The 20,898-nt window shown below is 69.4% G+C and carries 24 protein-coding genes; 15 read left to right on the top strand and 9 right to left on the bottom strand.

The features are described 5' to 3' along the window. Positions 1-29: 29 nt before the first annotated feature. Both Q8R27_RS02885 and Q8R27_RS02880 read right to left on the bottom strand, forming a co-directional pair. Positions 30-995, bottom strand: a complete 966-nt coding sequence (locus tag Q8R27_RS02885; RefSeq protein ID WP_305697599.1) for an SIS domain-containing protein — start codon at positions 993-995, stop codon at positions 30-32. Next, the gene (locus tag Q8R27_RS02880) at positions 992-1,237 is read right to left on the bottom strand and encodes a hypothetical protein (protein ID WP_305697598.1); all 246 of its coding nucleotides are present in this window, start codon (positions 1,235-1,237) and stop codon (positions 992-994) included. The genes Q8R27_RS02885 and Q8R27_RS02880 overlap by 4 nt, the downstream gene beginning before the upstream one ends. 118 nt (positions 1,238-1,355) lie before the next feature. On the opposite strand from Q8R27_RS02880, the gene gpmA reads away from it, so the two are divergent. The 4 genes from gpmA (at position 1,356) to Q8R27_RS14485 (ending at position 5,211) form a co-directional block, all read left to right on the top strand. Continuing rightward, positions 1,356-2,069 carry a 2,3-diphosphoglycerate-dependent phosphoglycerate mutase gene (gene gpmA / locus Q8R27_RS02875; protein ID WP_305697597.1) on the top strand — a complete coding sequence of 238 codons (714 nt, stop codon included), beginning with the start codon at positions 1,356-1,358 and terminating at the stop codon, positions 2,067-2,069. After that, positions 2,066-2,521 (top strand): bifunctional diaminohydroxyphosphoribosylaminopyrimidine deaminase/5-amino-6-(5-phosphoribosylamino)uracil reductase RibD, encoded by a 456-nt coding sequence (locus Q8R27_RS02870; protein WP_305697596.1) that lies wholly within the window; start codon positions 2,066-2,068, stop codon positions 2,519-2,521. The genes gpmA and Q8R27_RS02870 overlap by 4 nt, the downstream gene beginning before the upstream one ends. Positions 2,522-2,593: 72 nt before the next feature. Then, positions 2,594-3,853 carry a pentapeptide repeat-containing protein gene (locus Q8R27_RS02865; RefSeq protein WP_305697595.1) on the top strand — a complete coding sequence of 420 codons (1,260 nt, stop codon included), beginning with the start codon at positions 2,594-2,596 and terminating at the stop codon, positions 3,851-3,853. 89 nt (positions 3,854-3,942) lie between these two features. Beyond that, positions 3,943-5,211: a pentapeptide repeat-containing protein gene (locus Q8R27_RS14485; RefSeq protein ID WP_371134637.1), complete on the top strand. Its 1,269-nt coding sequence runs from the start codon at positions 3,943-3,945 to the stop codon at positions 5,209-5,211. Between the two features lie 70 nt (positions 5,212-5,281). On the opposite strand, the gene Q8R27_RS02850 is transcribed toward Q8R27_RS14485, so the two are convergent. Beyond that, positions 5,282-5,734 carry an Hsp20 family protein gene (locus Q8R27_RS02850; protein WP_305595091.1) on the bottom strand — a complete coding sequence of 151 codons (453 nt, stop codon included), beginning with the start codon at positions 5,732-5,734 and terminating at the stop codon, positions 5,282-5,284. A gap of 250 nt (positions 5,735-5,984) precedes the next feature. Between Q8R27_RS02850 and Q8R27_RS02845 the strand changes: the two genes are divergently transcribed. The 4 genes from Q8R27_RS02845 to Q8R27_RS02830 are packed head-to-tail and all read left to right on the top strand — an operon-like array spanning position 5,985 to position 9,011. Then, on the top strand, positions 5,985-6,827 hold the full coding sequence (locus tag Q8R27_RS02845; protein ID WP_305697594.1) for a class I SAM-dependent methyltransferase: 843 nt from the start codon (positions 5,985-5,987) through the stop codon (positions 6,825-6,827). Between the two features lie 5 nt (positions 6,828-6,832). After that, complete coding sequence (locus Q8R27_RS02840; RefSeq protein ID WP_305697593.1) at positions 6,833-7,708, top strand: class I SAM-dependent methyltransferase; 876 nt, start codon at positions 6,833-6,835, stop codon at positions 7,706-7,708. A gap of 41 nt (positions 7,709-7,749) precedes the next feature. Next, positions 7,750-8,058 carry an SCP2 sterol-binding domain-containing protein gene (locus tag Q8R27_RS02835; RefSeq protein ID WP_305697592.1) on the top strand — a complete coding sequence of 103 codons (309 nt, stop codon included), beginning with the start codon at positions 7,750-7,752 and terminating at the stop codon, positions 8,056-8,058. Between the two features lie 5 nt (positions 8,059-8,063). Continuing rightward, entirely contained in the window at positions 8,064-9,011 is a 948-nt protein-coding gene (locus Q8R27_RS02830; RefSeq protein WP_305697591.1) for an alpha/beta fold hydrolase, read from the top strand. On the opposite strand, the gene hisN is transcribed toward Q8R27_RS02830, so the two are convergent. After that, positions 9,008-9,829 (bottom strand): histidinol-phosphatase, encoded by an 822-nt coding sequence (gene hisN / locus Q8R27_RS02825; protein ID WP_305697590.1) that lies wholly within the window; start codon positions 9,827-9,829, stop codon positions 9,008-9,010. The genes Q8R27_RS02830 and hisN overlap by 4 nt on opposite strands. Positions 9,830-9,896: 67 nt before the next feature. Continuing rightward, on the bottom strand, positions 9,897-10,286 hold the full coding sequence (locus Q8R27_RS02820; RefSeq protein WP_305595085.1) for a helix-turn-helix domain-containing protein: 390 nt from the start codon (positions 10,284-10,286) through the stop codon (positions 9,897-9,899). Positions 10,287-10,410: 124 nt separating this feature from the next. On the opposite strand from Q8R27_RS02820, the gene Q8R27_RS02815 reads away from it, so the two are divergent. After that, positions 10,411-11,319, top strand: coding sequence for a lysophospholipid acyltransferase family protein (locus Q8R27_RS02815; protein WP_305697589.1), 909 nt, complete (start codon positions 10,411-10,413; stop codon positions 11,317-11,319). A gap of 70 nt (positions 11,320-11,389) precedes the next feature. Continuing rightward, positions 11,390-12,601, top strand: a complete 1,212-nt coding sequence (locus Q8R27_RS02810) for a glycosyltransferase family 87 protein (RefSeq protein ID WP_305697588.1) — start codon at positions 11,390-11,392, stop codon at positions 12,599-12,601. Here the strand turns inward: Q8R27_RS02810 and Q8R27_RS02805 are convergent. From Q8R27_RS02805 to Q8R27_RS02795, 3 genes are read right to left on the bottom strand one after another with little or no spacing between them, the layout of a single operon-like run. Next, positions 12,550-12,768: a DUF2093 domain-containing protein gene (locus Q8R27_RS02805; RefSeq protein WP_305595082.1), complete on the bottom strand. Its 219-nt coding sequence runs from the start codon at positions 12,766-12,768 to the stop codon at positions 12,550-12,552. The genes Q8R27_RS02810 and Q8R27_RS02805 overlap by 52 nt on opposite strands. A 28-nt stretch (positions 12,769-12,796) precedes the next feature. Next, the gene (gene xseA / locus Q8R27_RS02800) at positions 12,797-14,239 is read right to left on the bottom strand and encodes an exodeoxyribonuclease VII large subunit (RefSeq protein ID WP_305697587.1); all 1,443 of its coding nucleotides are present in this window, start codon (positions 14,237-14,239) and stop codon (positions 12,797-12,799) included. Between the two features lie 48 nt (positions 14,240-14,287). After that, complete coding sequence (locus Q8R27_RS02795) at positions 14,288-14,797, bottom strand: GcrA family cell cycle regulator (RefSeq protein ID WP_305697586.1); 510 nt, start codon at positions 14,795-14,797, stop codon at positions 14,288-14,290. A 224-nt stretch (positions 14,798-15,021) separates the two neighbouring features. Between Q8R27_RS02795 and Q8R27_RS02790 the strand changes: the two genes are divergently transcribed. The 4 genes from Q8R27_RS02790 to Q8R27_RS02775 all read left to right on the top strand — a co-directional run bounded on the left by Q8R27_RS02790 (position 15,022) and on the right by Q8R27_RS02775 (position 19,096). Continuing rightward, on the top strand, positions 15,022-15,840 hold the full coding sequence (locus Q8R27_RS02790; protein ID WP_305697585.1) for an ABC transporter permease: 819 nt from the start codon (positions 15,022-15,024) through the stop codon (positions 15,838-15,840). Between the two features lie 115 nt (positions 15,841-15,955). Continuing rightward, positions 15,956-17,173 (top strand): aspartate aminotransferase family protein, encoded by a 1,218-nt coding sequence (locus tag Q8R27_RS02785; protein ID WP_305697584.1) that lies wholly within the window; start codon positions 15,956-15,958, stop codon positions 17,171-17,173. 5 nt (positions 17,174-17,178) lie between these two features. Beyond that, on the top strand, positions 17,179-18,120 hold the full coding sequence (gene argF, locus Q8R27_RS02780) for an ornithine carbamoyltransferase (RefSeq protein ID WP_305697615.1): 942 nt from the start codon (positions 17,179-17,181) through the stop codon (positions 18,118-18,120). A gap of 64 nt (positions 18,121-18,184) precedes the next feature. Further along, positions 18,185-19,096: an Hsp33 family molecular chaperone gene (locus Q8R27_RS02775; protein ID WP_305697583.1), complete on the top strand. Its 912-nt coding sequence runs from the start codon at positions 18,185-18,187 to the stop codon at positions 19,094-19,096. Here Q8R27_RS02775 and metZ read toward each other — a convergent pair. Then, a complete protein-coding gene (gene metZ, locus Q8R27_RS02770; RefSeq protein ID WP_305697582.1) occupies positions 19,093-20,277 on the bottom strand; it encodes an O-succinylhomoserine sulfhydrylase in 1,185 nt (394 codons plus the stop codon). The genes Q8R27_RS02775 and metZ overlap by 4 nt on opposite strands. A gap of 118 nt (positions 20,278-20,395) precedes the next feature. On the opposite strand from metZ, the gene Q8R27_RS02765 reads away from it, so the two are divergent. Continuing rightward, on the top strand, positions 20,396-20,898 hold a 503-nt coding region (locus Q8R27_RS02765), incomplete at its 3' end, for a 2'-deoxycytidine 5'-triphosphate deaminase domain-containing protein (protein WP_305697581.1).

The raw sequence follows: 20,898 nt of genomic DNA, 5'->3' as shown, positions 1-20,898 counted from the left end.
GCCCGGCCGCAAAGCTTGGTTCGGTCAGGCTAGATCACGCCGGCGCGCAGCAGATCGTGGACGTGCAGGATGCCGACGGGCCGGCCGGCTTCGACGACGAACAGCACCGTCACCGCCGGCGCAGGGTCGCTCATGATGGACAGCGCTTCGGCGGCCAGCATGCCGGGCGGGGCGGTCTTGCGCGGGCCGGGCGTCATCACCTCACCCGCCGTGCGCTCCAACAAGCCGTCGATGTGGCGGCGCAAATCGCCGTCGGTGATCGCCCCCAGCAGGCGGCCGTCCGTATCCTGCACGCCGACCACGCCCCAACGCTTCTCGGTCATCACCAGCAACGCCTCGCGCATCGAGGCGCCGGCGGCCACCAGCGGCAGTTCGTCGGCGCCATGCATCAGATCTGCGACCGTGCGCAGCATGGCCCCCAGCTTGCCGCCCGGGTGGAACACGCGAAAATCCGACGGAGCGAAACCCCGGCGCTCCAGCAGGGCGACAGCCAGCGCGTCGCCCAGGGCGATCTGCAGGGTGGTCGAGGTGGTGGGCGCATTCAGTTCGTCGGCGGCCTCCGGCGCGTCGACCAGCTGTAGGACGATGTTCGCCGCGCGGCCCAGCGCGCTGTCGGGCCGCGCGGTCAAAGCGATCAGCGGGATCTTGAAGCGTGACGCGTAGGCCAGCACGTCGGCCAGCTCCCGCGTCTCGCCGGTCTTCGACAGCGCCAGGATCACGTCGTCCTCGCCGATCATGCCCAGGTCGCCGTGGCTGGCCTCGGTGGCGTGGACGAACATGGCGTTGCTGCCGGTGGACGCGAAGGTTGCGGCGATCTTGCGCGCCACATGGCCGGACTTTCCGATGCCGGTGCAGATGATCCGCCCCTTCGCGGCGTACAGCACGTCCAGGGCGTTAGCGAACGCCTCGCCCAGGGCGTCGGCCTGGGCGCGGAGGGCGTCAGCTTCGGCGGCGAGCACCCGGCGGCCGACGGCGATGGCTTCGGAAGGGGTCATTGCGAAGGCGCGATCGCCTCGGTCTGCAACTCCCGCACCGCCTGACGGGCGCGCTCCATGCGCCGCACTGCCGAATCGGTGGCCTTCTGCATGGCTGCCTTCATCTCCGGCGTGCGCTGCACCGGTGTATGGCCGAAGGGCGCAGGCGAGCGGTCGCCCAGGCCTTGCGGCCACACTAGCGCAAGCGCGATGACGCCGGCGGCCAGCGCGCCCAGGATCGGCAGAAAGAGGCGATCGAGCATGGCGCACGGTATAGCCGTTCCAAGCAACTCAGGCCAAGCGCGCCGCGCGCGCAGCGCTTGACGCCGGCCTTTCGCCGCCCTAGCGCCAGTCGGACCCGAAGCCCAGGAGGATCCCGCCTTGCCGAAGCTTGTGCTGCTGCGCCACGGCCAGAGCCGCTGGAACCTCGAGGACAAATTCACCGGCTGGGTCGATGTCGACCTGACCCCGGAGGGTGAGGCGCAGGCGCGCAAGGGCGGCGAACTGATCAAGGCCGCGGGCGTGTCTTTCGACCGCTGCTTCACCTCGGTGCTGACGCGCGCGATCCGCACGTCGTGGCTGGCGCTTGCCGCCGCCGGACAGGCTTATGTGCCTGAGGTCAAGGATTGGCGGCTGAACGAGCGGCACTACGGCGGCCTCACCGGGCTGAACAAGACCGACACCGCGGCGAAGTTCGGCGCCGATCAGGTCAAGGTCTGGCGCAGGTCCTATGATGTCCCGCCCCCGCCGCTCGCGGCTGGCGGCGAATTCGATTTCGCAGCCGACCGCCGTTACGCCGGCGCCAAGGTGCCCGATACCGAGAGCCTGAAGACCACGCTCGAGCGCGTCGAACCCTATTGGAGCGCCGAGATCGCGCCGAAGCTCGTCGCGGGCGAGACCCTGCTGATCGCCGCCCACGGCAATTCCCTGCGCGCCATCGTCAAGCTGCTGTACGAGCTCGACGACGTGGCGATCATCGGCGTCGAGATCCCGACCGGCAATCCCCTGCTGATCGAGCTCGACGCCCAGCTTCGTCCGGTGGCGGCCCGCTATCTCGACCAAGGCCGCGCCGAGGCCTTGCCCGCCGCGGCATGAGCGCGCCCGACGAGGACCTGATGCGCCGCGCCATCGCGCTGGCGCGCGCCGTCGTCGGGAACACCGGCGACAATCCGGCTGTGGGCTGCGTCGTGGCGCTGGACGGCCAGGTGGTGGGCGAGGGCGCCACCGCGCCAGGCGGCAGGCCCCATGCCGAAGAGCGCGCCCTGAAACAGGCCGGCGACAGGGCGCGCGGCGCCGTCGCCTATGTCACCATGGAGCCTTGCGGCGCCCGCTCGGCGGGCGGCCGCAGTTGCGCCGAGCGGATGATCGGCGCCGGTGTCTCCCGCGTCGTGGTGGCGTCCGAGGATCCCTCGACCTTCGCCGGCGGCAAGGGCCTGGCGCGCCTGAGGGCGGCTGGCGTGATGCTCGACCTGGGGTTGTTGGCTGACGAGGCGGCCAGCCTCTATTCCAGCTACACGCCCGCGGGAAAAGCCGGTCCGCCGGCCTAAGTCCACGAAATACGTCGTTAATCTGCGCGGCCTAGGCTGTTGGTGAATCCCTCGTTCACTAAGTTCAATCCCATGTCCGCATCACCCGCGACCGCCACCTCTTCCAGGCGCCTGACCCAAGCCGAAGTGGATGTCATCTGCGCCAAGCACGACCGGCTGTGGACGTCCAAGCCGGGCGGCGCGCGCGCGGTCTTCGCGTGGAAGGACCTTTCCGGTCTGGACCTGCGCGGGCGCAATCTCTGCGACGCCGACTTCACCGGCGCCTGCCTCGCCGATTGCCGCATGCAGGGCGCGCGCCTGGACCACGCCACCCTGTTCGGAACCGACTTGCAGAACGCCCAGATGCAGGAGGTCTCGCTGCGTCGGGCCGATCTGCGCGGTTCCTGCCTGCGCGGGGCGAACCTGAGCGGCGCCGACATGTTCGAGGCCGACCTGCGCGAAGGCGCCATCGCCGCCATCGATAAGGAGAAGGGCCTGCGGATGCTGGAAGCTGTCAGCCGTCCCGGCCAGGCCCAGGGCGCGATCCTCGCCGGCGCCAACCTGGAGCGCTCCAGGCTGTCCGGCGTCATGGCCGTACGCGCCGATTTCACCGACGCGGTGATGAAGGACGCTAAGCTGGTGCGGGCCAACCTGAAGCAGGCGACCATGACCGGCGCGAACCTCGCCGGCGCGGATCTGTCGGGCGCCGATCTCGCCGGCGCGGATCTGCGCGACTGCATCCTGGTCGGCGCTCGCACCCAGTCGTGGAACGTCAGCGACGCCAACATGGCCGGCGTGCTGACCGATCAGCCGATGGGCACGGCGGTCGACGACATGCCCTACCAGGCGATGATCCGCGATCACGCCCTTTGGTGCGAGACTGGCGGCGCGGAGGGAAAACCCTCGGTGTTCGACAACGCCGACCTGCGCACGCTGGAGTCGATCCGCGGCTACAACCTGACCGCCCTGTCCGCCAAGGGCGCGGTGTTCTACGGCCTCGACATGGAGGGCGTGCAACTGCAGGGCGCACACCTTGAAGGCGCCGACCTGCGAGCCTGCAATCTGCGGCGGGCCGACCTGCGCGGCGCGCGCCTGTTGGGTGTGAAGCTGGGGGGAGCGGATCTGCGCGACGCCCAGATGGGGCCGTTGTTGCTCGGCGCGGACCGCGTGCTGCCCTGCGACCTTACGGGCGCGAGCCTCAAGGCCGCAGATCTTGCGCGCGCCGATCTGCGCCAGGCGCTGCTTGTCGACGCCGACCTGTCGCGCGCCAACTTCACCAACGCGGTGCTTAAACAGGCCAACCTCAGCGGCGCCGTACGCGAGGGCTCCCGTGGCCTGGACGGCGCGATCTGACGCCGTGTGAAGCTTCGCATTAATCCTTTCGTCTCTCCTGAGACCTACGTTCTGCGACTGACCATTCGCTGTCCGGGGAGGGATCCGAATTGACCGCCACAGCCGCCCTGTCCGGCCGCCGCCGCCTGTCCGCGGGCGACCTGCAGATGATCCTTTCAGCCCATGAGAAGCTGATCGCGGGACGTCCAGGCGGCAAGCGCGCCTCGCTGCGATTCGCCGACTTCTCGGGCATGGACCTGTCAGGCCGCAACCTGTCGGACGCCGACCTCTCCGCCTCGGTGTTCGAGGGCGCCAAGCTGGTCGGCACGAACTTCACCCGCGCCAACCTGTTCGGCTGCGACCTGCGCAAGGCCAACCTGCGCCGCGCGATCCTGGTGCGCGCTGATATGCGCGGCGCGTGCCTGAGAGGCGCTGACCTCAGCGAGGCCGACCTCACCCAGGCCGACTTTCGCGAGGGCCAGGTGGCGGTTCCGCACCCCAGCCGCGGCCTGGCCTCCGTGCGGCACGAGACGCGCAGCGGGGAGATGGACCACGCCAACCTCGCCGGCGCGACGCTCGACGGCTCGCAACTCGACGGCGTCTCCGCCTTCGCCGCCGATTTCTCCGACTGCTCGCTGAAGGGCGCAAAGCTATCCGGCGCGAACCTCAAGGAAGCCAACCTGTCCGGCGCCTTGCTAGAGGGCGCCGAGATCGGCGGGGCGAACCTGGAGGGCGCGAACCTGACGGGCGCCGTGCTCACCGGCGTCAACATCGCCGGCGCGCGGATGTCCGGCGCCAAGATGGGCGGCAGCCTGTCTGCGCCCACGCCCGAGGTGGTCGCCCGCGCCGAGCAACTGTTCGATATGGCCGCCGCCCACCAGGCCTGGTGCCGGACCGGCGGCAAGGAAGGTGCAGCGGCCGTGCTCGACGGCGAGGACCTGCGTTCGCTTGCAGGCCGCCTGAAGGGCTTCCGGATGACCGCGATCAGCGCCCGCAACGCCTGCATGGTCGACTTGGACCTGAGCGGTGCGCAACTGCAGGGCGCCAATCTGGAAGGTGCGGATCTGCGCGGCGCGCGGCTGTGCGACGCCGACCTGCGCGGCGCCAGGCTCTCCGGCGCCAACCTCACCAAGGCCGACCTGCGCTCGGTGATCCTGGGTCCGCTGCCGCTGGGGCCCGATCGCACAGCGCCCGGCGCGTTGCAGCAGGCCCGGATGCGCTATGTCCGCGCCCAGGCCGCCGACATGACCGGCGCGATCCTCGACGGCGCCGACCTCGCGGGCTGCGACCTCACCGGCGCGCGGATGAAGGGCGCCAGCCTGCGCGGCGCCGAATATGCCGCCGCCATCGGCCTCGACGTGGCCTTGGGCGTCGCCTGACCGGCACGAAAAAAGGGCGACGCCCTGCGGCGCCGCCCTCCAGTCCGATCGAGAGATGTGGGCCTGGGGCTTAGGCCGCCTGTTCACCTTCGATCAGGGTCGATTGACCGGTGCTGATCTCGATCCGGCGCGGCTTCAGCGACTCGGGCAACTCGCGGCGTAGGCTGATCGACAGCAGGCCGTCGGCGAGCGCGGCCTCGGTCACCACCACATAGTCCGCGAGCTGGAAGCGGCGATCGAAGTTCCGCTCGGCGAGGCCGCGATGCAGATAGCGGCGGGGCTCGTCGTTAGCCGCCTTGCGGCCCTGTACGGTCAGCAGGTTCTCCTTAACCTCGATGTTCAGCTCTTCTGGTCGGAAGCCCGCCACCGCGATCTCGACGCGGTAGGCGTTCTCGTCGGTGCGTTCGATGTTGTAGGGCGGATAGCCTGTGGCGGCGTCGGACGCCGCGGTCTGCAGCAGATCGGCGACACGGTCGAAACCGACGACGGAGCGGTACAGGGGGGAGAAATCAAGCGTACGCATGTGAGACGAATCCTTCTTGGCTTAAGCAAGGTTTCAGACGCGGGCCGGGCGAGCCGAAACGGCCTCGCCAAAGACCCGGAAGGCCCGGAATTCCAGCACCTTCCAGCTCCAGATGGGTGATGATCGACGGTGTTCAAGAGGTCTCGGGACGGCGAAATCAGCGCGGCTCCAGCTTGCAACCGCACACTCCTGCTCTAGGCTCGCGGCCCGCGATTTCGTGCTGCGAACGCCCTTTGCGAGGATCCCCGAGATGTCCCAAACCCTGTTACCTTCCGTCCTGGCCGCCGTCGCGGCGATGGCGCTCGCTGCGCCGTCGCAAGCCGCGGACGCGGCCCTCGCCGCTGCCGTCGCAAGTCCCGAGCGTTCGGAAAAGGCCGTGGCCCGCGATGGCGCCCGCCACCCGCTGGAGAGCCTGACCTTCTGGGGTGTCGCGCCGAAGCAGACGATCATCGAGATCTCGCCGGGCGACGGCTACTGGGCGGAAATCCTCGCGCCCTACGCCAAGGCGACCGGCGGCGCCTACGTGGCCGGCGTCGCCGACCTCGACAATCCGGCCCTCTCGGAAGGCGCACGCAAAGGTCGCGCGACCTTCGAGGCCAAGTTCGCCGACCCCGCAAAATACGGCAAGATCACCAGCGTCGGTTTCGGTCCGGTCTCAAAGCCGCTGGGCGCGCCAGGCTCGGCTGACATCGTGCTGACCGCGCGCAACATCCACAACTGGATGTGGCAGCCGGGCTATCTCGATAAGGCTATGGGCGACTTCTACGCGGTGCTGAAGCCCGGCGGCGTCCTGGCGGTGGAGGAGCATCGCGCCGATCCCCGCCCGCAAGTGGCCGAGGCGCGCGACGGCTATGTGGCGACCGCCTCGGTGGTCGCCGCCGCCGAGAAGGCCGGGTTCAAGCTAGACGCCAGCTCGGAGATCAACGCCAATCCCAAGGACACCAAGGACCACCCGTTCGGCGTGTGGACGCTTTCGCCGACGAAGCTGACGGCGCCGCAGGGCAAACCGGCGGACGCAGCCTTTGATCGCACCAAGTACGACCTCATCGGCGAAAGCGATCGAATGACCCTGCGCTTCCGCAAGCCGGGTTGAGACCTATGCAGCGTTCCGTCCCGCGCCGAGCCGTGTTGCTGGGCGCGCTTGGCCTCGCGGCCTGCGGACGGGGCGCTGAGCCCGCCGATGCGCCAAAAGCCGCGCCCGCCAGCGCGATGACCTTGGAGGACGCTGTCGCCGGCGTGTGGCGCACGCCACAGGACAAGGCCCGCGACGCCGCACGTCATCCCGTGGAAAGCCTGCGCTTCTGGGGATTGGCGCCGGGTCAGACGGTGGTCGAATTCTGGCCCGGTTCCGGATGGTACACCGACATCCTCGCACCCTACCTGGCCGCGAACAGGGGAAAGCTGCACGCGGCGAACCTGGAGCTGCGTGAGCCCGTCGACCCGTCGACCCGCCAGGTGGTCGAGGCTTACCGCAAGCGCTTCGAAGCCGATCCGAAGCTTTATGGTCGGATCAACTTCACCGCCTTTGGACCGACCAGCGGCCCGGTGGCGCCCGACGCGAGCGCCGACCTCGTGCTGTTTCTGCGCAACGTCCACAACTGGATGGCCGCGGGCCTCGCCGAAAAGGCGTTCCGCGACGCTTTCGCCGCACTGAAGCCCGGCGGCGTGCTGGGCGTGGAGGAGCATCGCGCCGCGCCTGGCGGCGTCCAGGACCCGCTCGCCGCCGATGGCTATGTCCAGCAGGCGTACATGACCCAGCTCGCCAGCGAGGCAGGCTTCGCAGCCGACGGGGCCAGCGAGGTCAACGCCAATCCCAAGGACACCCGCGACCATCCGTTCGGCGTCTGGACCCTGCCCCCAGTGCGTCGCTCGTCTCTGCGCGGCCAGCCAGACGACCCGTCGTTCGATCACGCCAGATACGACACCATCGGCGAGAGCGATCGGATGACGCTGCGGTTCGTCAAGCCGCGCTAAGGCCCTATAGTCGACGCCGACGGGGCAGGTCGGAGGCCGATGTGGCGAGCGTGGACGAACTGGCGGCGAGGATCCGCGGCGCGATGGGCGAGGGACCGGGCCTGGACGCCTCGGTGCTGCTCGATCTGCGCGGCGAGGGCGTGATCCACGTGGCTGGCGCTGAGGTCACCACCGAGCATGCCCCCGCCGATCTGACCGTCAGCGTCAGCCAGGCCGACCTGCAGGCGCTGGGCCGCGGAGACCTGGATCCGGTGCGCGCGATGATGAGCGGTCGGCTGAAGCTCTCCGACATGGGGTTGGCGATGAAAATGCAGCCGCAGATCCAGGCGCTGTTCGCGCGGTCGGTCTAGGGCGGATGGCCGAGGCCGCGCCGCTGATCGCCACGCCTGCGGCGCCGATCCCTCCGGGCGGCGGCGCGGAATGGGTGAAGGCCGCCGACGGGGCGCGACTGCGGGTTGCGCTGTTTGCTCCGTCTGGGGAGGCCCGCGGGACGGTGGTGCTCAGCGGCGGGCGCACCGAGCCCATCGAAAAATATTTCGAGGTGATCGACGAACTGCTCGGGCGCGGTTTCGCAGTCCTGGCCCACGACTGGCGCGGGCAGGGGCTGTCCGACCGCTTCCTGCCGGACCGGCTGAAGGGCCACGCGGCCAGCTACCAGACCTTCCTGGACGACTACGCCGCGATGCTCGACGCGTTCGAGGCGAGGGCCCCAAAGCCGTGGATCGCGCTCGGCCATTCGATGGGCGGCTGTTTGGCGCTGATGGCGCTGGCGGCGGGACAGGCGCCGCGGTTCGCCGCCGCCGTCCTCTCGGCGCCGATGCTGGGTCTGCGCACGCCGCTAGGCAAGCACTTGGCCGGGGCGCTCGCGCGGCTGTTCCGCCAGATCGGCCGCGGCGACGGCTACATGCTGCGCTACGGCGGCAAGCCGTTCGACGCGGCGTTCGCCGGCAATCCCCTGACCCATGACGAAGCGCGCTTCGCCCGCCACCGCGCGCAGATCGACGCCTGCCCGGACCTGGCGCTGGGCGGCGTCACCTGGGGCTGGCTGGCCTTCGCCTTCATCGCCATGGGTTGGCTTGAGCGCAGCGCCAACCTGGCCGGCGTCGCCATCCCGGTGGTGATCGTCCAGGCGCAGGAGGACTCGATCGTCGATCCTGCGTCGCAGCGGGCTGCGGTCTCGAACCTGCCGAAGGGCCGCCTGGTCGTAGCGCCGCGTTCGCGCCACGAGATTTTGATGGAGACCGACGATCGCCGCGCCGCTTTTTGGACGGCGTTCGACGAGGTCGCATCCGCGGTCGCTTAGGTCGCCGAGCGCCTGAGCGCGACCAGGGCTTCGTCCAGGCAGGCGCGGTCACCGGCGATCACCACCTGGCCGCCATCGGAGCCCAGCGGGTCGCCGCGCCAGTCGGTGATCAGCCCGCCTGCGCCCTCGATCAGCGGGATCGCCGCCTCGATGTCCCAGGAATTGATCCCCGCGCCTTCCACGAGCAGGTCGATCGTGCCGGCCGCGACCATGGCGTAGCCGTACGAATCCAGCCCCAGGCGCACCACGCGGGCTGCGTCGCGCAACTGGCGCCACGCGCCCCGCTCGGCGCCGTCGAAATAGGTGTCGGGATCGGTGGTGGTGATCGTCGCCTGCGTCAGGTGCGGGCAGGGCCGCACATTCAAGGCGCGTTCGCCACGACGGTCGATGATCCGTGAGCCGCCGGCGTGGCCCAGGTAGAGCTCTTCGAGAAACGGTTGGCCGACGGAGCCCAGCACCGGGCGGCCTTCGTGGCGCAGGGCGATGAGGGTGCACCACAGGGGCAGGCCGGCGATGAACGCGCGGGTCCCGTCCACCGGATCCAACACCCAGACGAATTCGCTGTCGGGACGGTCCTCGCCGTATTCCTCGCCGATCACCCCGTGGTCGGGATAGCGCGCGGCGATGAGTTGACGGATCGCGGCCTCCGCGCCCTTGTCGGCGGCGGTGACCGGATCGAACCCCGCCTTGCCCAGGGCGAGGTTCTTGTTCTCCATCCCGTGTTCGGCGCGAAACAGCGGCAGGATTACCTCGGAAGAGGCGCGGTTCAGCTCGACGATGAAGCCGTCGAGCTCGGCGAGGACGTCGGGCGCGAGCATGCGCACATCTCTAGCCGTGCGGCCGGCGACAGGGAACGGCCCCCGTGCGCCGGCGCGCAAAGCGACTTCAGCCGGCGTCGGTCTCGCCGTGCAGTGACTTGGCCAGGTCCAGCAGGCGGCGGCGGGGCCGTTCGCTGAGCTGGTAGTAGGCGCGGATCAGGTCGAGCGTCTCCTTGCGCGCGAACACCTCGCCCGCGGGTTCCTTCTCGGCGTGCAGTGCGCGCTCGGCTTCCGACAGGCCGTCGTAGAAGTAGCCGACCGGCACTTCCAGGGCTTCGGAGAGCTGCCAGAGACGCGCGGCGGAGATGCGGTTCGCGCCGCACTCGTACTTCTGGATCTGCTGGAAGCGAACGCCGCAGGAACCGGCCAGCTGCTGCTGGGTCAGACCCAGCAGGCGGCGGCGCCGACGCAGGCGCTTGCCGAGGTGAACGTCGATGTCATTGCCCATGGGATCCATCGCCCCTCTCAATGTCTGTCTGCGTCCCAGGTCGGGACAGCCTGCGCGGTTCGGGGCAAGTCGCGCGCCAAGCGAATTCGCCCAGGCGTTGCGCGGGGCGGCGTGGCGCCCCTAGTAGAGAGGCATGGCGAACCGGCCCTCGATCGCGCAGGACCTGCTCTGGCGGCTGGAGGCCGTGGGGTTCGACGCGCTTACGGCGCTGGCCCGCATCTTCCCCATCGACATGGTTTCGGACGCCGGCGCCTGGGCGTTCCAGCGGCTGGGCCCGCTCACCAGCGCCCACCGGACCGCCGAGACCAACCTGCGCATCGTCTTCCCACAAGCCCCCGATGCGGAGATCGCCCGACTGCTGCGCGCCCAGTGGGCGGCGGCGGGGCGTTGGGCTGCGGAGTTCCCAATACTCGACCGGATCATCGCCGATCCGTCCCGGGTCGAACTGGTCAACGGCGAGCGCCTGGCCCAGATCGCCCGCGACAGCGAGCCGGTGGTGTTCATCTCGGGTCACTTCTCGAGTTTCGAGATCATGCCGGCGGCGATCATCCACGCCGGCGTCACCTGTCAGGTGACCTATCGGGCGACCAACAACCCCTATGTGGACGCGCGCATCCGCAAGAGCCGCTGGCGCTACGGCGTGCGGCTGTTCGCGCCGAAGGGCGGCGACGGCGCGCGCGAACTGCTCGAGGCGCTGGGGCGCGGCGAGTCGGTGGCGCTGATGAACGACCAGAAGTTCAACGGCGGTGTCGCGGCTCCGCTGTTCGGCGTCACCGCTCATACTGCGCCGGGGCCCTCGCGCCTGGCCCTGCGGTTCGGCGCGGCGCTGCAGCCGATGTCTGTGCAGCGCAAGGACAAAGCCCGCTTCCGGGTGGTGGTGCACGAACCCATCCGTCTGGAGAGCACCGGCGACCGCACCGCCGACATCGAGACCGGCGTCGGCCGGGTCAACGCCTTCATCGAAGAACGCATCCGCGAGCGGCCCGAAGAATGGTTCTGGGTCCACAAGCGCTGGCCCAACGAGATCTACAAGCGTCGCTAGCCATGGGTTTCACCGTTTGGTGACGGCGCCCGGATAGCGTGCTCGCCATCGCCCTGACGGTGGAGAACGCATGCGCAAGCCGGGCGGAGCCCCGTCGATCACTCTCGACACGGTCGTGCGCGGGGCGCCTCTGTGTCTGCTGGCGCTCGAGATCGCCTTCCTTTGCGCCGGCCTTCAGCAGCATGCCTGGCTGACAGATGCGGCCGGCGCGCCGCTGTGCCGCGACTTCAGCGTCTTCTGGGCGTCGGGCCGACTGGCCGGCCAGGGCATGGCCGCGGCCACCTACGACTGGCCCAGTGTCCAGGCGCTGCTGGTGGGGGAGGGACTGCCCCGCGACTGCAACCTACCGATGTTCTATCCGCCGTCGATGCTGCTGTTGGTGACGCCGTTCGGGACTTTACCCTACGTCTGGGCCGGGGCGTTATGGATCGCCGCGGGGCTGGCGGCATTCACCGCCGCTGTACGCCTCGCCACAGGGCGCAACCACGACATGACGATCGCGCTTGCGGCGCCGGCGGCGCTAGCTTCCGTCATGGTCGGCCAGAACGGCCTGCTCACCGCCGCGCTCGCGGTGGCGGGCCTGGCGCTGCTGGATCGTCGACCGGTGCTGGCCGGCGTCCTGCTGGGATTGATCGCCTACAAGCCTCATTTCGGCGTGCTGCTGCCCTTGGTGCTGATGGCGACGGGGCGGTGGCGCGCTTTCGCCGGGGCGGCGGCGAGCGCGATTGGCGGCGCAACGCTCGCGGGCCTCGCTTTCGGCTGGTCGTCCTATCCGCTGTTCCTGCACGCGATGCATGCGGGCGGCGAAAAGGTCATCCAGGCCGGCGTGCTGGAGGCCTACAAGCAGCAGAGCGCATACGCCCTGGTTCACGCACTGGGCGGCGGGACGGCGATCGCCTGGGCCGCGCAAGGGATCGCGTCAGCCGCTGTTGCGCTGGGCGTGGTCTGGGTGTGGCGATCGCCAGCCTCAGTCCAATGCCGATCGGCGGCCCTGCTGACAGGCATGCTGGCGGCGTCGCCCTATAGCTGGGTCTATGATTTTCCGTTGTACGCGGCGGCGGCCATCCTGCTGCTCAGCGAGTCTCGGACCAAGCCGCATCCGTTCGATACGGCGTGCGTGATCGCGGCCTATCTGGCGCCGCTGGCCTATGGCCATCTGTCGATCCCGATCGGACCGTTCATCGCCGTGCTGTTGGCCGCACCGATCGTCAGGCGCTCAGCCGCGAACCATCAGGGGTTGGTCTCTTTCCACCGGGCCAGGGCCTCGGCGGGACCGGCATAGGCTTCCTGCAGCACAGGGCTCCAGTAGCGCAAAGCGTCCAGCGGGATCATCGCGCCGCTCACCGCGCAGCGGACGAAACGGCCAGGCTTCAGGACGGCGAACTCGCCGTCGCCGTAGTGCAGGGTCGCCAGATCGGCGCCCGCGAAATCGCGGTCATGTGCATTCATCCGCGCCAATGTAGCGCGCCAAGGCCGATCAGAACAGGTCGCCCTGATCCGCTGCGCCCTTCGGCCGCGCAGGCGGGCGTTGCGTCCGTGCGACCGCAGCGACAGGCACGGTCGTGTCGGCGTCGATCACCGCGTCGCGGGCGGTGTCGCTGAACACCAGGCGCACGGCCTCGCCCGACGCCAGCGATGCGCCGGAGCGCACCAGGCCGCCGTCGGCGCGATGGACGCGGGCGAAGCCGCGCTGCATCGGCAGGTCGGGGTTCACCGCGGCGTGGAGCTTGCCGAGGCCGGCCAGCCGCTCGGTGGTCCGCGCGAGGCCGCGCTGGAACGCAGGCGTCAGGCGCACGGCCAACCTGTCCAGCCGCTCCTGCTGGACACGCTGCGGACGCTGGAGCAGCAGCGGGCTAAGCCGCGCGGCCACCCGTGTCAGGGCGTGCTCGTGGGCGGTGGCGTTCTTCTCCAGGCCGGCCGCCAGGCGGCTGGCGGCGAGGTTGAAGCGCTGGGCGGCGAACTCCACCTGGTCCAGGGCGCGCGTGAGGCTGCGGCCAGCCGCCGTGACCCTTGTGCGGCGATCCTCCAGCACCCGGCCGCCGCAGCGATGCATCCGTGCGCCGAGGTCGGCCACGGCGGCTCGCAGTTCCGCCAGCACCGGCGTCGCCATCTCGGCCGCGCCCGTCGGCGTCGGCGCGCGACGATCGGAGACGAAGTCGATCAGAGTGGTGTCGGTCTCGTGGCCGACGGCGCTGATCAGCGGGATGTCCGCGGCGACCACGGCGCGAGCCAGCGCCTCGTCGTTGAACGCCCAGAGGTCCTCCACCGACCCGCCGCCGCGCGCCACGATCAGCACGTCAGGGCGCACGCCGGAGTTCGCATCCATGGCGCAGAAGCCTTCGATCGCCGCCCGGACCTGGGCCGCGGCCTGCTCGCCCTGGACCACCACCGGCCAGACGATCACCCGGCAGGGCCAGCGTTCGCGGATCCGGTGCAGGATATCGCGGATCACTGCGCCGGTGGGGCTGGTGATGACGCCCACGATCGCCGGCGTCGAGGGCAGGGGACGTTTTCGCGAGGTTTCGAACAGGCCCTCGGCGCTCAGCCGCGCCTTCAGGCGCTCAAGCTGGGCCAGCAGCGCGCCGACGCCGGCCGCCTCCATGGTCTCGATGACGATCTGATAGCGCGATCCGGCCGGGTAGGCGGTGATCTTGCCGGTGACGATGACCTCGAGGCCCTGCTCAGGGCGCACGCCCAGGCCGCGCACCGAACCTTTCCAGACGACGCCGTCGATCGCCGCGCGCTCGTCCTTGAGCGTGAGGTAGACGTGGCCGTTGGAGTGGTGGGTGACCTTGGAGATCTCTCCGCGCAGACGCACGAAGCCGTAGGCGTCCTCCAGCGTGCGCTTCAGCGCGAACGCCAGCTCCGAGACCGAATAGGCCTGGACGTTGGACTGCGGGTCGGCGGCGACGTCGCTCATGGCCTCAACATAGGCGATTTGCGAGTCGCCGCCCAACCTGCGCGGTCGTCAGATGTAGCGGCGCAGCGACCGGGCGAGGTCGTTGGGGCCGGAACGCTTGCGCGATTGCGCCGGCTGGTAGGCGACGCTGGCGTGTTCGCCGCAATAAGGGCCGTCGGTCTGGCGACGGCCGCAGAAGGTGAAATTGTCCGACGACGGATCGCCGATCGGCCATTTGCACATGTGCGCGCCGAGCGTCAGCACGGTGGCCGAACCCGGAGCCTCGTCGATCACCCGCACGGGTAACGGCATGGGCGCAGGGGCCTGGGCGGTGACCTGTTCGGCGATGCGGCGCGGCTGCGACGGCGCTTGCGCGGCCGGACGCTGGGCTCTGGGTGGCTTGAAGGCTGGCCGTGCAGGCTTCGAAGGCGTCGCGCGCCCCGAGAGCCCCAGGCGGTGAACCTTGCCGATCACTGCGTTGCGGGTCACCCCGCCGAGCTGCTTGGCGATCTGGCTCGCGGACAAGCCGTCCTGCCAGAGCCGCTTAAGCGTATCGACGCGCTCATCTGTCCAACCCATCTTCGCCTCCACCGCGTTGATCGACCCCCGCAGCGCCCGCACGCCTCATGGGGATCAACATCTTGTGCCGCCTCAGGCTTCCACCTGCCAGCAGCCACCAGATATCGTAACCAAACGCTTAACAGCCACAATAGGCGCCCCGCTCTTCGTCCACAGGAACTACATATAGCGTCAGTGCGCCGCACCCTTGCGGCCGGCGCCCGATTGGGGGCATTCAGACAGCCATGAAGCACGAGCCGGTCGAAGCCGCGGTCCCTCCCGTTCCGCGCGACTACCACGGGATCAACTGGGCTGGGTTCCGCACGCTGTACATGCGTGAGGTGCGCCGATTCTGGAAGGTGGGCGCACAGACGCTGGCCGCGCCCGTGGTCACGGCGCTGCTCTACATGATGGTGTTCGTGGTCGCCGCCCAGGGCGCTCGGCCGCCGGTGCATGGCACGCCGTTCTCCACCTTCGTGGCGCCCGGCTTGATCATGATGTCGATCCTCAACAACGCCTTCGCCAACTCGTCGTCCAGCCTGCTGCAATCCAAGATGAACGGTTTGATGGGCGATTTCCTGACGCCGCCGCTGACGCCGCTGGAGCATGTGGCGGCGTTCTCCCTGGGTGGCGCCACGCGCGGCGTGCTGGTGGGCGCAGTCACTTGGATGGCGGTGCTGCCGTTCACACGGCTGCCTATCGCGCACCCCTGGGCGATCCTCTACTTCGGCGGCGGGGCGGCGATGATCCTGTCGCTGCTGGGCATCATGGCGGGCCTGTGGTCGGAGAAGTTCGACCATATGGCGGTGGTCACCAACTTCATCGTCATGCCGATGACCTTCCTGTCGGGCACCTTCTATCTGGTCGAGAGGCTGCCGGAGCCGTTCCGCACGGCCAGTCACTACAACCCGTTCTTCTATCTGATCGACGGCTTCCGCTATGGCTTCAGCGGCCATGCGGAAGGTTCGCTCGTTGCGGGTGTGGGGATGACCGCAGGGCTGATGGTGTTCTGCGCCTGCGTCAGCCTGTGGATGTTCGAGACGGGCTACAAGATCAAGACCTGAGACCGCACTGCAGACCGCGCGATTGACAGACCCCGGTCAGGGGCAGAAAAGTCGCCGCCTTTTCGGGTCCCCGCCGCGACGCGGCGGGGATGTTTCGCTATTGGAGGGCCTCTCCGTGACCGAGTCAGCCGCGCCCGTTCCGCCCGATCATCTGCTGGGCGTCTACAGCCGAACGCCGCTGAACTTCGAGCGCGGCGAGGGCGTGCACCTCTACACCACCGACGGTGAGCAGTACCTCGATTGCCTGGCCGGTATCGCGGTGAACGCGCTCGGCCACGCCAATCCCAAGCTGGTGCAGGTGCTCAAGGACCAGGCCGAAAAGCTGTGGCACGTGTCCAACATCTTCACGATCCCAGGGCAGGAGGCGCTGGCCAAGCGCCTGACCGACGCCACCTTCGCCGACGTGGTGTTCTTCACCAACTCGGGCACCGAGGCGGTGGAATGCGCGATCAAGACCGCGCGCAAGTACCATTGGGCCAAGGGCGACGTCGATCGGGTCGACATCATCGGTTTCGACGGCTCGTTCCACGGCCGCAGCCTGGCGGCGGTCAACGCCTCGGGCAACGCGAGCTACCTGGAGGGGTTCGGCCCCCGCATGCCCGGCTTCCTGCAACTGCCGTTCGGCGACATGGACGCCCTCCGCGCCGCGGTCGGCCCGACGACGGCGGCGATCATCATCGAGCCCGTGCAGGGCGAGGGCGGCGCTCGCTCGCTCTCGCCCGAGGCGCTGCGTGAACTGCGCGCGATCTGCGACGAGGCCGGCGCTCTGCTGATCTACGACGAGATCCAGTGCGGCCTCTCGCGCACCGGCAAGCTGTTCGCCTACGAGTGGGCGGACGGCGCTGAGCCGGACATCATGTGCATCGCCAAGGCTCTGGGCGGCGGCTTCCCGGTGGGCGCGTGCCTGGCCACCGCCGAGGCCGGGAGCGGCATGGCGTTCGGCTCGCATGGCTCCACCTACGGCGGCAACCCGCTGGCGATGGCGGTCGGGCTGGCGGCGTTCGAGGAGCTGACTAGGCCGGAGCTGCTGGCCCACGTGCGCGACGTCGCGGGCTATTTCGTTCAACAGCTGGAAGGTCTGAAGGACCGCTACCCCGACGTGGTCCTCGACATCCGCGGCAAGGGCTTGCTGATCGGCATCAAGCTCGCCACGCCGAACCGCGAGTTCATGCAGCACGCCCGCGACCAGCACCTGTTGGTGGCCGGCGGCGGCGACAACTGCGTGCGGCTGCTTCCGCCCCTGATCATCACCACCGAGGAAGCCAGCGACGCCATCGCCCGGCTGGAGCGCGCCTGTCAGGCCGCCCAGGCGCACGCCAAGGCGGCCGCTTGAAGCCGATGGCGGAGCCGAGGCACTTCATCGATCTGTGGCGGCTCGCGCCGTCCGACCTGCGCGCTATCCTGGATGATGCGCGGGCCCGCAAGGCTGCGCGCAAGGGCTGGCCGCAGGGGCGCGTGGATGCTGACGCGCCTGGCGCTGAGCGGACGCTGGCGATGATCTTCCAGAAGAACTCGACCCGCACCCGCTTCTCGTTCGACGCGGCGATGCGCCAGCTCGGCGGCGACGTGATCATCTCCACGGCCGCGGACATGCAATTGGGGCGCGGCGAGACGGTCGCCGACACCGCCATGGTGCTCTCGCGCATGGTCGATGCGGTGATGATCCGCGCCAACAGCCACGAGGACGTCGAGGAGTTCGCCCGCGTCGCCAGCGTGCCGGTGATCAACGGCCTGACCGACCGCAGCCATCCGTGCCAGATCCTCGCCAACTTCCTGACCATCGAGGAGCGCTTCGGCTCGATCGACGGCAAGGTGCTGGCCTGGGTGGGCGACGGGAACAACGTCTGCTCCAGCTTCATCCACGCTGCGGCGGCGTTCAATTTCGAGCTTCGCATCGCCGCGCCCGCGGCCTACGGGCCGAACGCCGTCGACCTCGCGCGCACCGCCGAGCGGCAGGGCCGGGTGGAGGTCACCGAAGACCCTCGCGCAGCTGTGGCCGGCGCCGATGCGGTGATCACCGACACCTGGGTGTCCATGGGCGACACCGACCGCGACGCGCGTCTTGCGGCGCTGGGGCCGTATCAGGTCGACGCAGGCCTGATGGCGCTGGCGGCGCCGCACGCGATCTTCATGCACGACCTGCCCGCCCATCGCGGCGAGGAAGTCACCGCGGAGGTTTTCGACGGCCCGCGCAGCACGGTGTGGGACGAGGCGGAGAACCGCATCCACGCGCAGAAGTCGGTGCTGGCCTGGTGCTTCGACCGCCTGGGCAAGGTTTGAGGCGCTTCGGCTGCGGCTGAACGTCCGGCTCGCATCACAGCGCCTGGCCCCCTATATCGGCGCCATGTCATCAGAAAACCTCTCCGACGACCTGGTCGCGGCCTTCCAGATCGAAGGCGAGCCGGTGCGTGGGCGCCTGGTGCGCCTGGGCGACGCCGTCGACCAGATCATCAACGGCCACGCCTATCCTGAGCCGGTCGCCAACCTGCTGGGCGAGGCCTGCGCGCTGGCGGCCCTGGTGGGGTCCAGCCTGAAGTTCGACGGTCGGCTGATCGTCCAGGCCCAGGGCGACGGTCCGGTGCGCTACGTGGTCGCCGACTATGACGCCAGCGGCGCGTTGCGCGGCTACTGTCGCTTCGATCCTGAGGCGGTGTCGAAGATCGAGGAGGGCTTCGTTCGTCCCGGCGCGCGCAGCCTGCTGGGGCAGGGGATCTTCATCATGACCCTGGACCAGGGGCCCGACACCGAGCGCTACCAGGGCGTCACCCCGATCGAGGGCGAGACCCTGGCCCTGTGCGCCGAACAGTATTTCGCCCAGTCTGAACAGACCCCCACCCGCGTGCGCTTGGCCGTCGGGCAGGCCGACAGCGGCGAGGGTCCGCACTGGCGGGCCGGCGGCGTGTTGATTCAGAACATCGCCGAAGACGACGCCCGCGGCCCCACGGCCGAGGCCTGGACGCGCACCCAGGCGCTGTTCGAGACCTTGGGCGAGGACGAACTGATCGACCCGCTGCTGGCGTCCAATCAGCTACTCTACCGCCTGTTCCACGAGGACGGCGTGCGGGTGTTCGGCTCGACGGCGCTGAAGGCGTCGTGTCGCTGTTCCCAGGAGCGGATCATGGGCGTGCTCCGCTCGTTCGCCGCCGAGGAGCGCGCCGACATGGTCGAGCCGGACGGCAAGATCCGCGTCACCTGCGAGTACTGCAGTCGGGTCTACGCCGTCGAGCCGGGCGAGTTGGAAAGCGCCGTCGGCTAGGCGGCGTCCAGCGCGCGGCTGACGTCGCGGATCAGGTCGTTCGGGCCCTCCAGGCCGACACTCACCCGCACCCAGCCCTCGGTCAGGCCAATGGCCAGGCGATCCTCTTCCGACAACGAGCGGTGCGTGGTCGTCGAGGGATGGGTGGCCATCGATTTGGCGTCGCCGAGATTGTTGGAGATGTCGACGATCTGTAGCGCATCCAGGAATCGCCAGGCCGCCTCGCGCGAGCCCAGATCGAAGGCCAGCACGTTGCCGCCGCCGGTCATCTGCTTAGCGATCACTGCGGCCTGCGGGTGGTCGGCGCGGCCGCAATAGACGGTCTTCAAGGACTTGCGGTGATCGGCGACCACGTCGGCGACCTTGCCGGCGTTCTCAGTCTGGCGGCGAACCCGCAGCTCCAGAGTCTCCAAGCCCTTCAGCAGCACCCAGCTGTTGAACGGCGACAAGGCGGGGCCGGTGTGGCGCAGGATGTCGCGATAGGTCTCCTGCATGAACTCGGCGTTTCCAAGGATCGCGCCACCCAGCACGCGCCCCTGACCGTCGATGTGCTTTGTGGCGGAATAGACGACGATGTCGGCGCCCAGCACCAGGGGCTTCTGGAAGATCGGCGTGGCGAATACGTTGTCGACCACCAGCCGCGCGCCGGCCTCATGCGCGATCGCGGCGACCGCGCCGACCGAGGCCACCTCCAGCAGCGGGTTGGCCGGGCTTTCGATGAAGAAGGCCTTGGTGTTGGGGCGCACCGCGGCGCGCCAGGCTTCCAGGTCGGTGGCGTCGACGAAGGTGGTCTCTACGCCGAAACGCGGCAGCCATTCGGCGATGATCCAGCGGCACGAGCCGAACAGCGCGCGGCCCGCCACCAGATGGTCGCCGGCGCGCAGCAGCCCGGTGAGCGCGGCGTGCACCGCCGCCATGCCCGACGCCGTCGCGCGGCAGGCTTCCGCGCCTTCCAGCAGCGCCAGCCGGTCCTCGAACATCTGCGTCGTCGGGTTGCCGAACCGCTGGTAGATGAAACCGGGCTCGTCGCCGGAGAACCGGGCGTCGGCCGCGCCGGCGCTCTCGTAGGCGAAGCTCTGGGTTAGGAACAGCGCTTCGCTGATCTCGCCGTAGGGGCTGCGCGCCAGGCCGCCGCGCACCAGGCGGGTTTCGACTTCCCAATCGCGCGGATCTTCGGACATCTCGGGCCTCTTGGTCTCAATGGAGGCGGCATGAACGGCGCCTGAGGGTGTCCGGTCAAGCCTTCGCGGGGTCATCCTTCGCTTGCCAGACTCAAGGGTGGAAGCGAGTGTCGCGGCGATGACCAAGGCCCTGAGCGCAGGCATTCTGCCCTGCCAATCCATCGACGCCTTGATCGGCGAGCGTGCGATCACCGCGCAGACGCCGTTCGACGCCGACCAGGTGCAGCCGGCGAGCCTGGACCTGCGCCTGGGCGCGCGGGTCTGGCGGGTGCGCGCCTCCTTCCTGCCTGGCGTGGGACGCACCGTCGCTGAGCGGATGGCCGACGTCGCCATGCACGAGCTGGACCTGACGCGTGGCGCCGTGCTGGAGCGCGGTTGCGTCTATATCGCCGAACTGCAGGAGCGACTGGCGTTGCCGATCGGCGTCTCGGCGAGGGCCAACCCGAAAAGCTCCACGGGGCGGATCGACGTGTTCGTGCGGCTGCTGACCGATCACAGCCGCGCCTTCGATGACGTCATCGCCGGCTACTCGGGCCCGATCTATGCGGAGATCGCGCCGCAGACCTTCTCGGTGCTGGCGCGCTACGGCACGCGCCTGAACCAGCTTCGACTGAAGCGCGG

Source organism: Phenylobacterium sp., from assembly GCF_030697305.1.
GTDB lineage: Bacteria > Pseudomonadota > Alphaproteobacteria > Caulobacterales > Caulobacteraceae > Phenylobacterium.
This window is presented reverse-complemented; position numbering and strand designations above follow the sequence as displayed.

What these genes read in the sequence shown, in the direction of transcription:
- Q8R27_RS02820 (WP_305595085.1), bottom strand. Translation starts at nt 10,286, where the DNA reads ATGGATCCCATGGGCAATGACATCGACGTTCACCTCGGCAAGCGCCTG.
- argF (WP_305697615.1), top strand. Translation starts at nt 17,179, where the DNA reads ATGGCGGAGCCGAGGCACTTCATCGATCTGTGGCGGCTCGCGCCGTCC.
- Q8R27_RS02775 (WP_305697583.1), top strand. Translation starts at nt 18,185, where the DNA reads ATGTCATCAGAAAACCTCTCCGACGACCTGGTCGCGGCCTTCCAGATC.
- Q8R27_RS02840 (WP_305697593.1), top strand. Translation starts at nt 6,833, where the DNA reads ATGCAGCGTTCCGTCCCGCGCCGAGCCGTGTTGCTGGGCGCGCTTGGC.
- Q8R27_RS02805 (WP_305595082.1), bottom strand. Translation starts at nt 12,768, where the DNA reads ATGAATGCACATGACCGCGATTTCGCGGGCGCCGATCTGGCGACCCTG.
- metZ (WP_305697582.1), bottom strand. Translation starts at nt 20,277, where the DNA reads ATGTCCGAAGATCCGCGCGATTGGGAAGTCGAAACCCGCCTGGTGCGC.
- Q8R27_RS02880 (WP_305697598.1), bottom strand. Translation starts at nt 1,237, where the DNA reads ATGCTCGATCGCCTCTTTCTGCCGATCCTGGGCGCGCTGGCCGCCGGC.
- Q8R27_RS02830 (WP_305697591.1), top strand. Translation starts at nt 8,064, where the DNA reads ATGGCCGAGGCCGCGCCGCTGATCGCCACGCCTGCGGCGCCGATCCCT.
- Q8R27_RS02845 (WP_305697594.1), top strand. Translation starts at nt 5,985, where the DNA reads ATGTCCCAAACCCTGTTACCTTCCGTCCTGGCCGCCGTCGCGGCGATG.
- Q8R27_RS02790 (WP_305697585.1), top strand. Translation starts at nt 15,022, where the DNA reads ATGAAGCACGAGCCGGTCGAAGCCGCGGTCCCTCCCGTTCCGCGCGAC.
- Q8R27_RS02870 (WP_305697596.1), top strand. Translation starts at nt 2,066, where the DNA reads ATGAGCGCGCCCGACGAGGACCTGATGCGCCGCGCCATCGCGCTGGCG.
- Q8R27_RS02885 (WP_305697599.1), bottom strand. Translation starts at nt 995, where the DNA reads ATGACCCCTTCCGAAGCCATCGCCGTCGGCCGCCGGGTGCTCGCCGCC.
- Q8R27_RS02810 (WP_305697588.1), top strand. Translation starts at nt 11,390, where the DNA reads ATGCGCAAGCCGGGCGGAGCCCCGTCGATCACTCTCGACACGGTCGTG.
- hisN (WP_305697590.1), bottom strand. Translation starts at nt 9,829, where the DNA reads ATGCTCGCGCCCGACGTCCTCGCCGAGCTCGACGGCTTCATCGTCGAG.
- Q8R27_RS02795 (WP_305697586.1), bottom strand. Translation starts at nt 14,797, where the DNA reads ATGGGTTGGACAGATGAGCGCGTCGATACGCTTAAGCGGCTCTGGCAG.
- Q8R27_RS02850 (WP_305595091.1), bottom strand. Translation starts at nt 5,734, where the DNA reads ATGCGTACGCTTGATTTCTCCCCCCTGTACCGCTCCGTCGTCGGTTTC.
- xseA (WP_305697587.1), bottom strand. Translation starts at nt 14,239, where the DNA reads ATGAGCGACGTCGCCGCCGACCCGCAGTCCAACGTCCAGGCCTATTCG.
- Q8R27_RS02815 (WP_305697589.1), top strand. Translation starts at nt 10,411, where the DNA reads ATGGCGAACCGGCCCTCGATCGCGCAGGACCTGCTCTGGCGGCTGGAG.
- Q8R27_RS02865 (WP_305697595.1), top strand. Translation starts at nt 2,594, where the DNA reads ATGTCCGCATCACCCGCGACCGCCACCTCTTCCAGGCGCCTGACCCAA.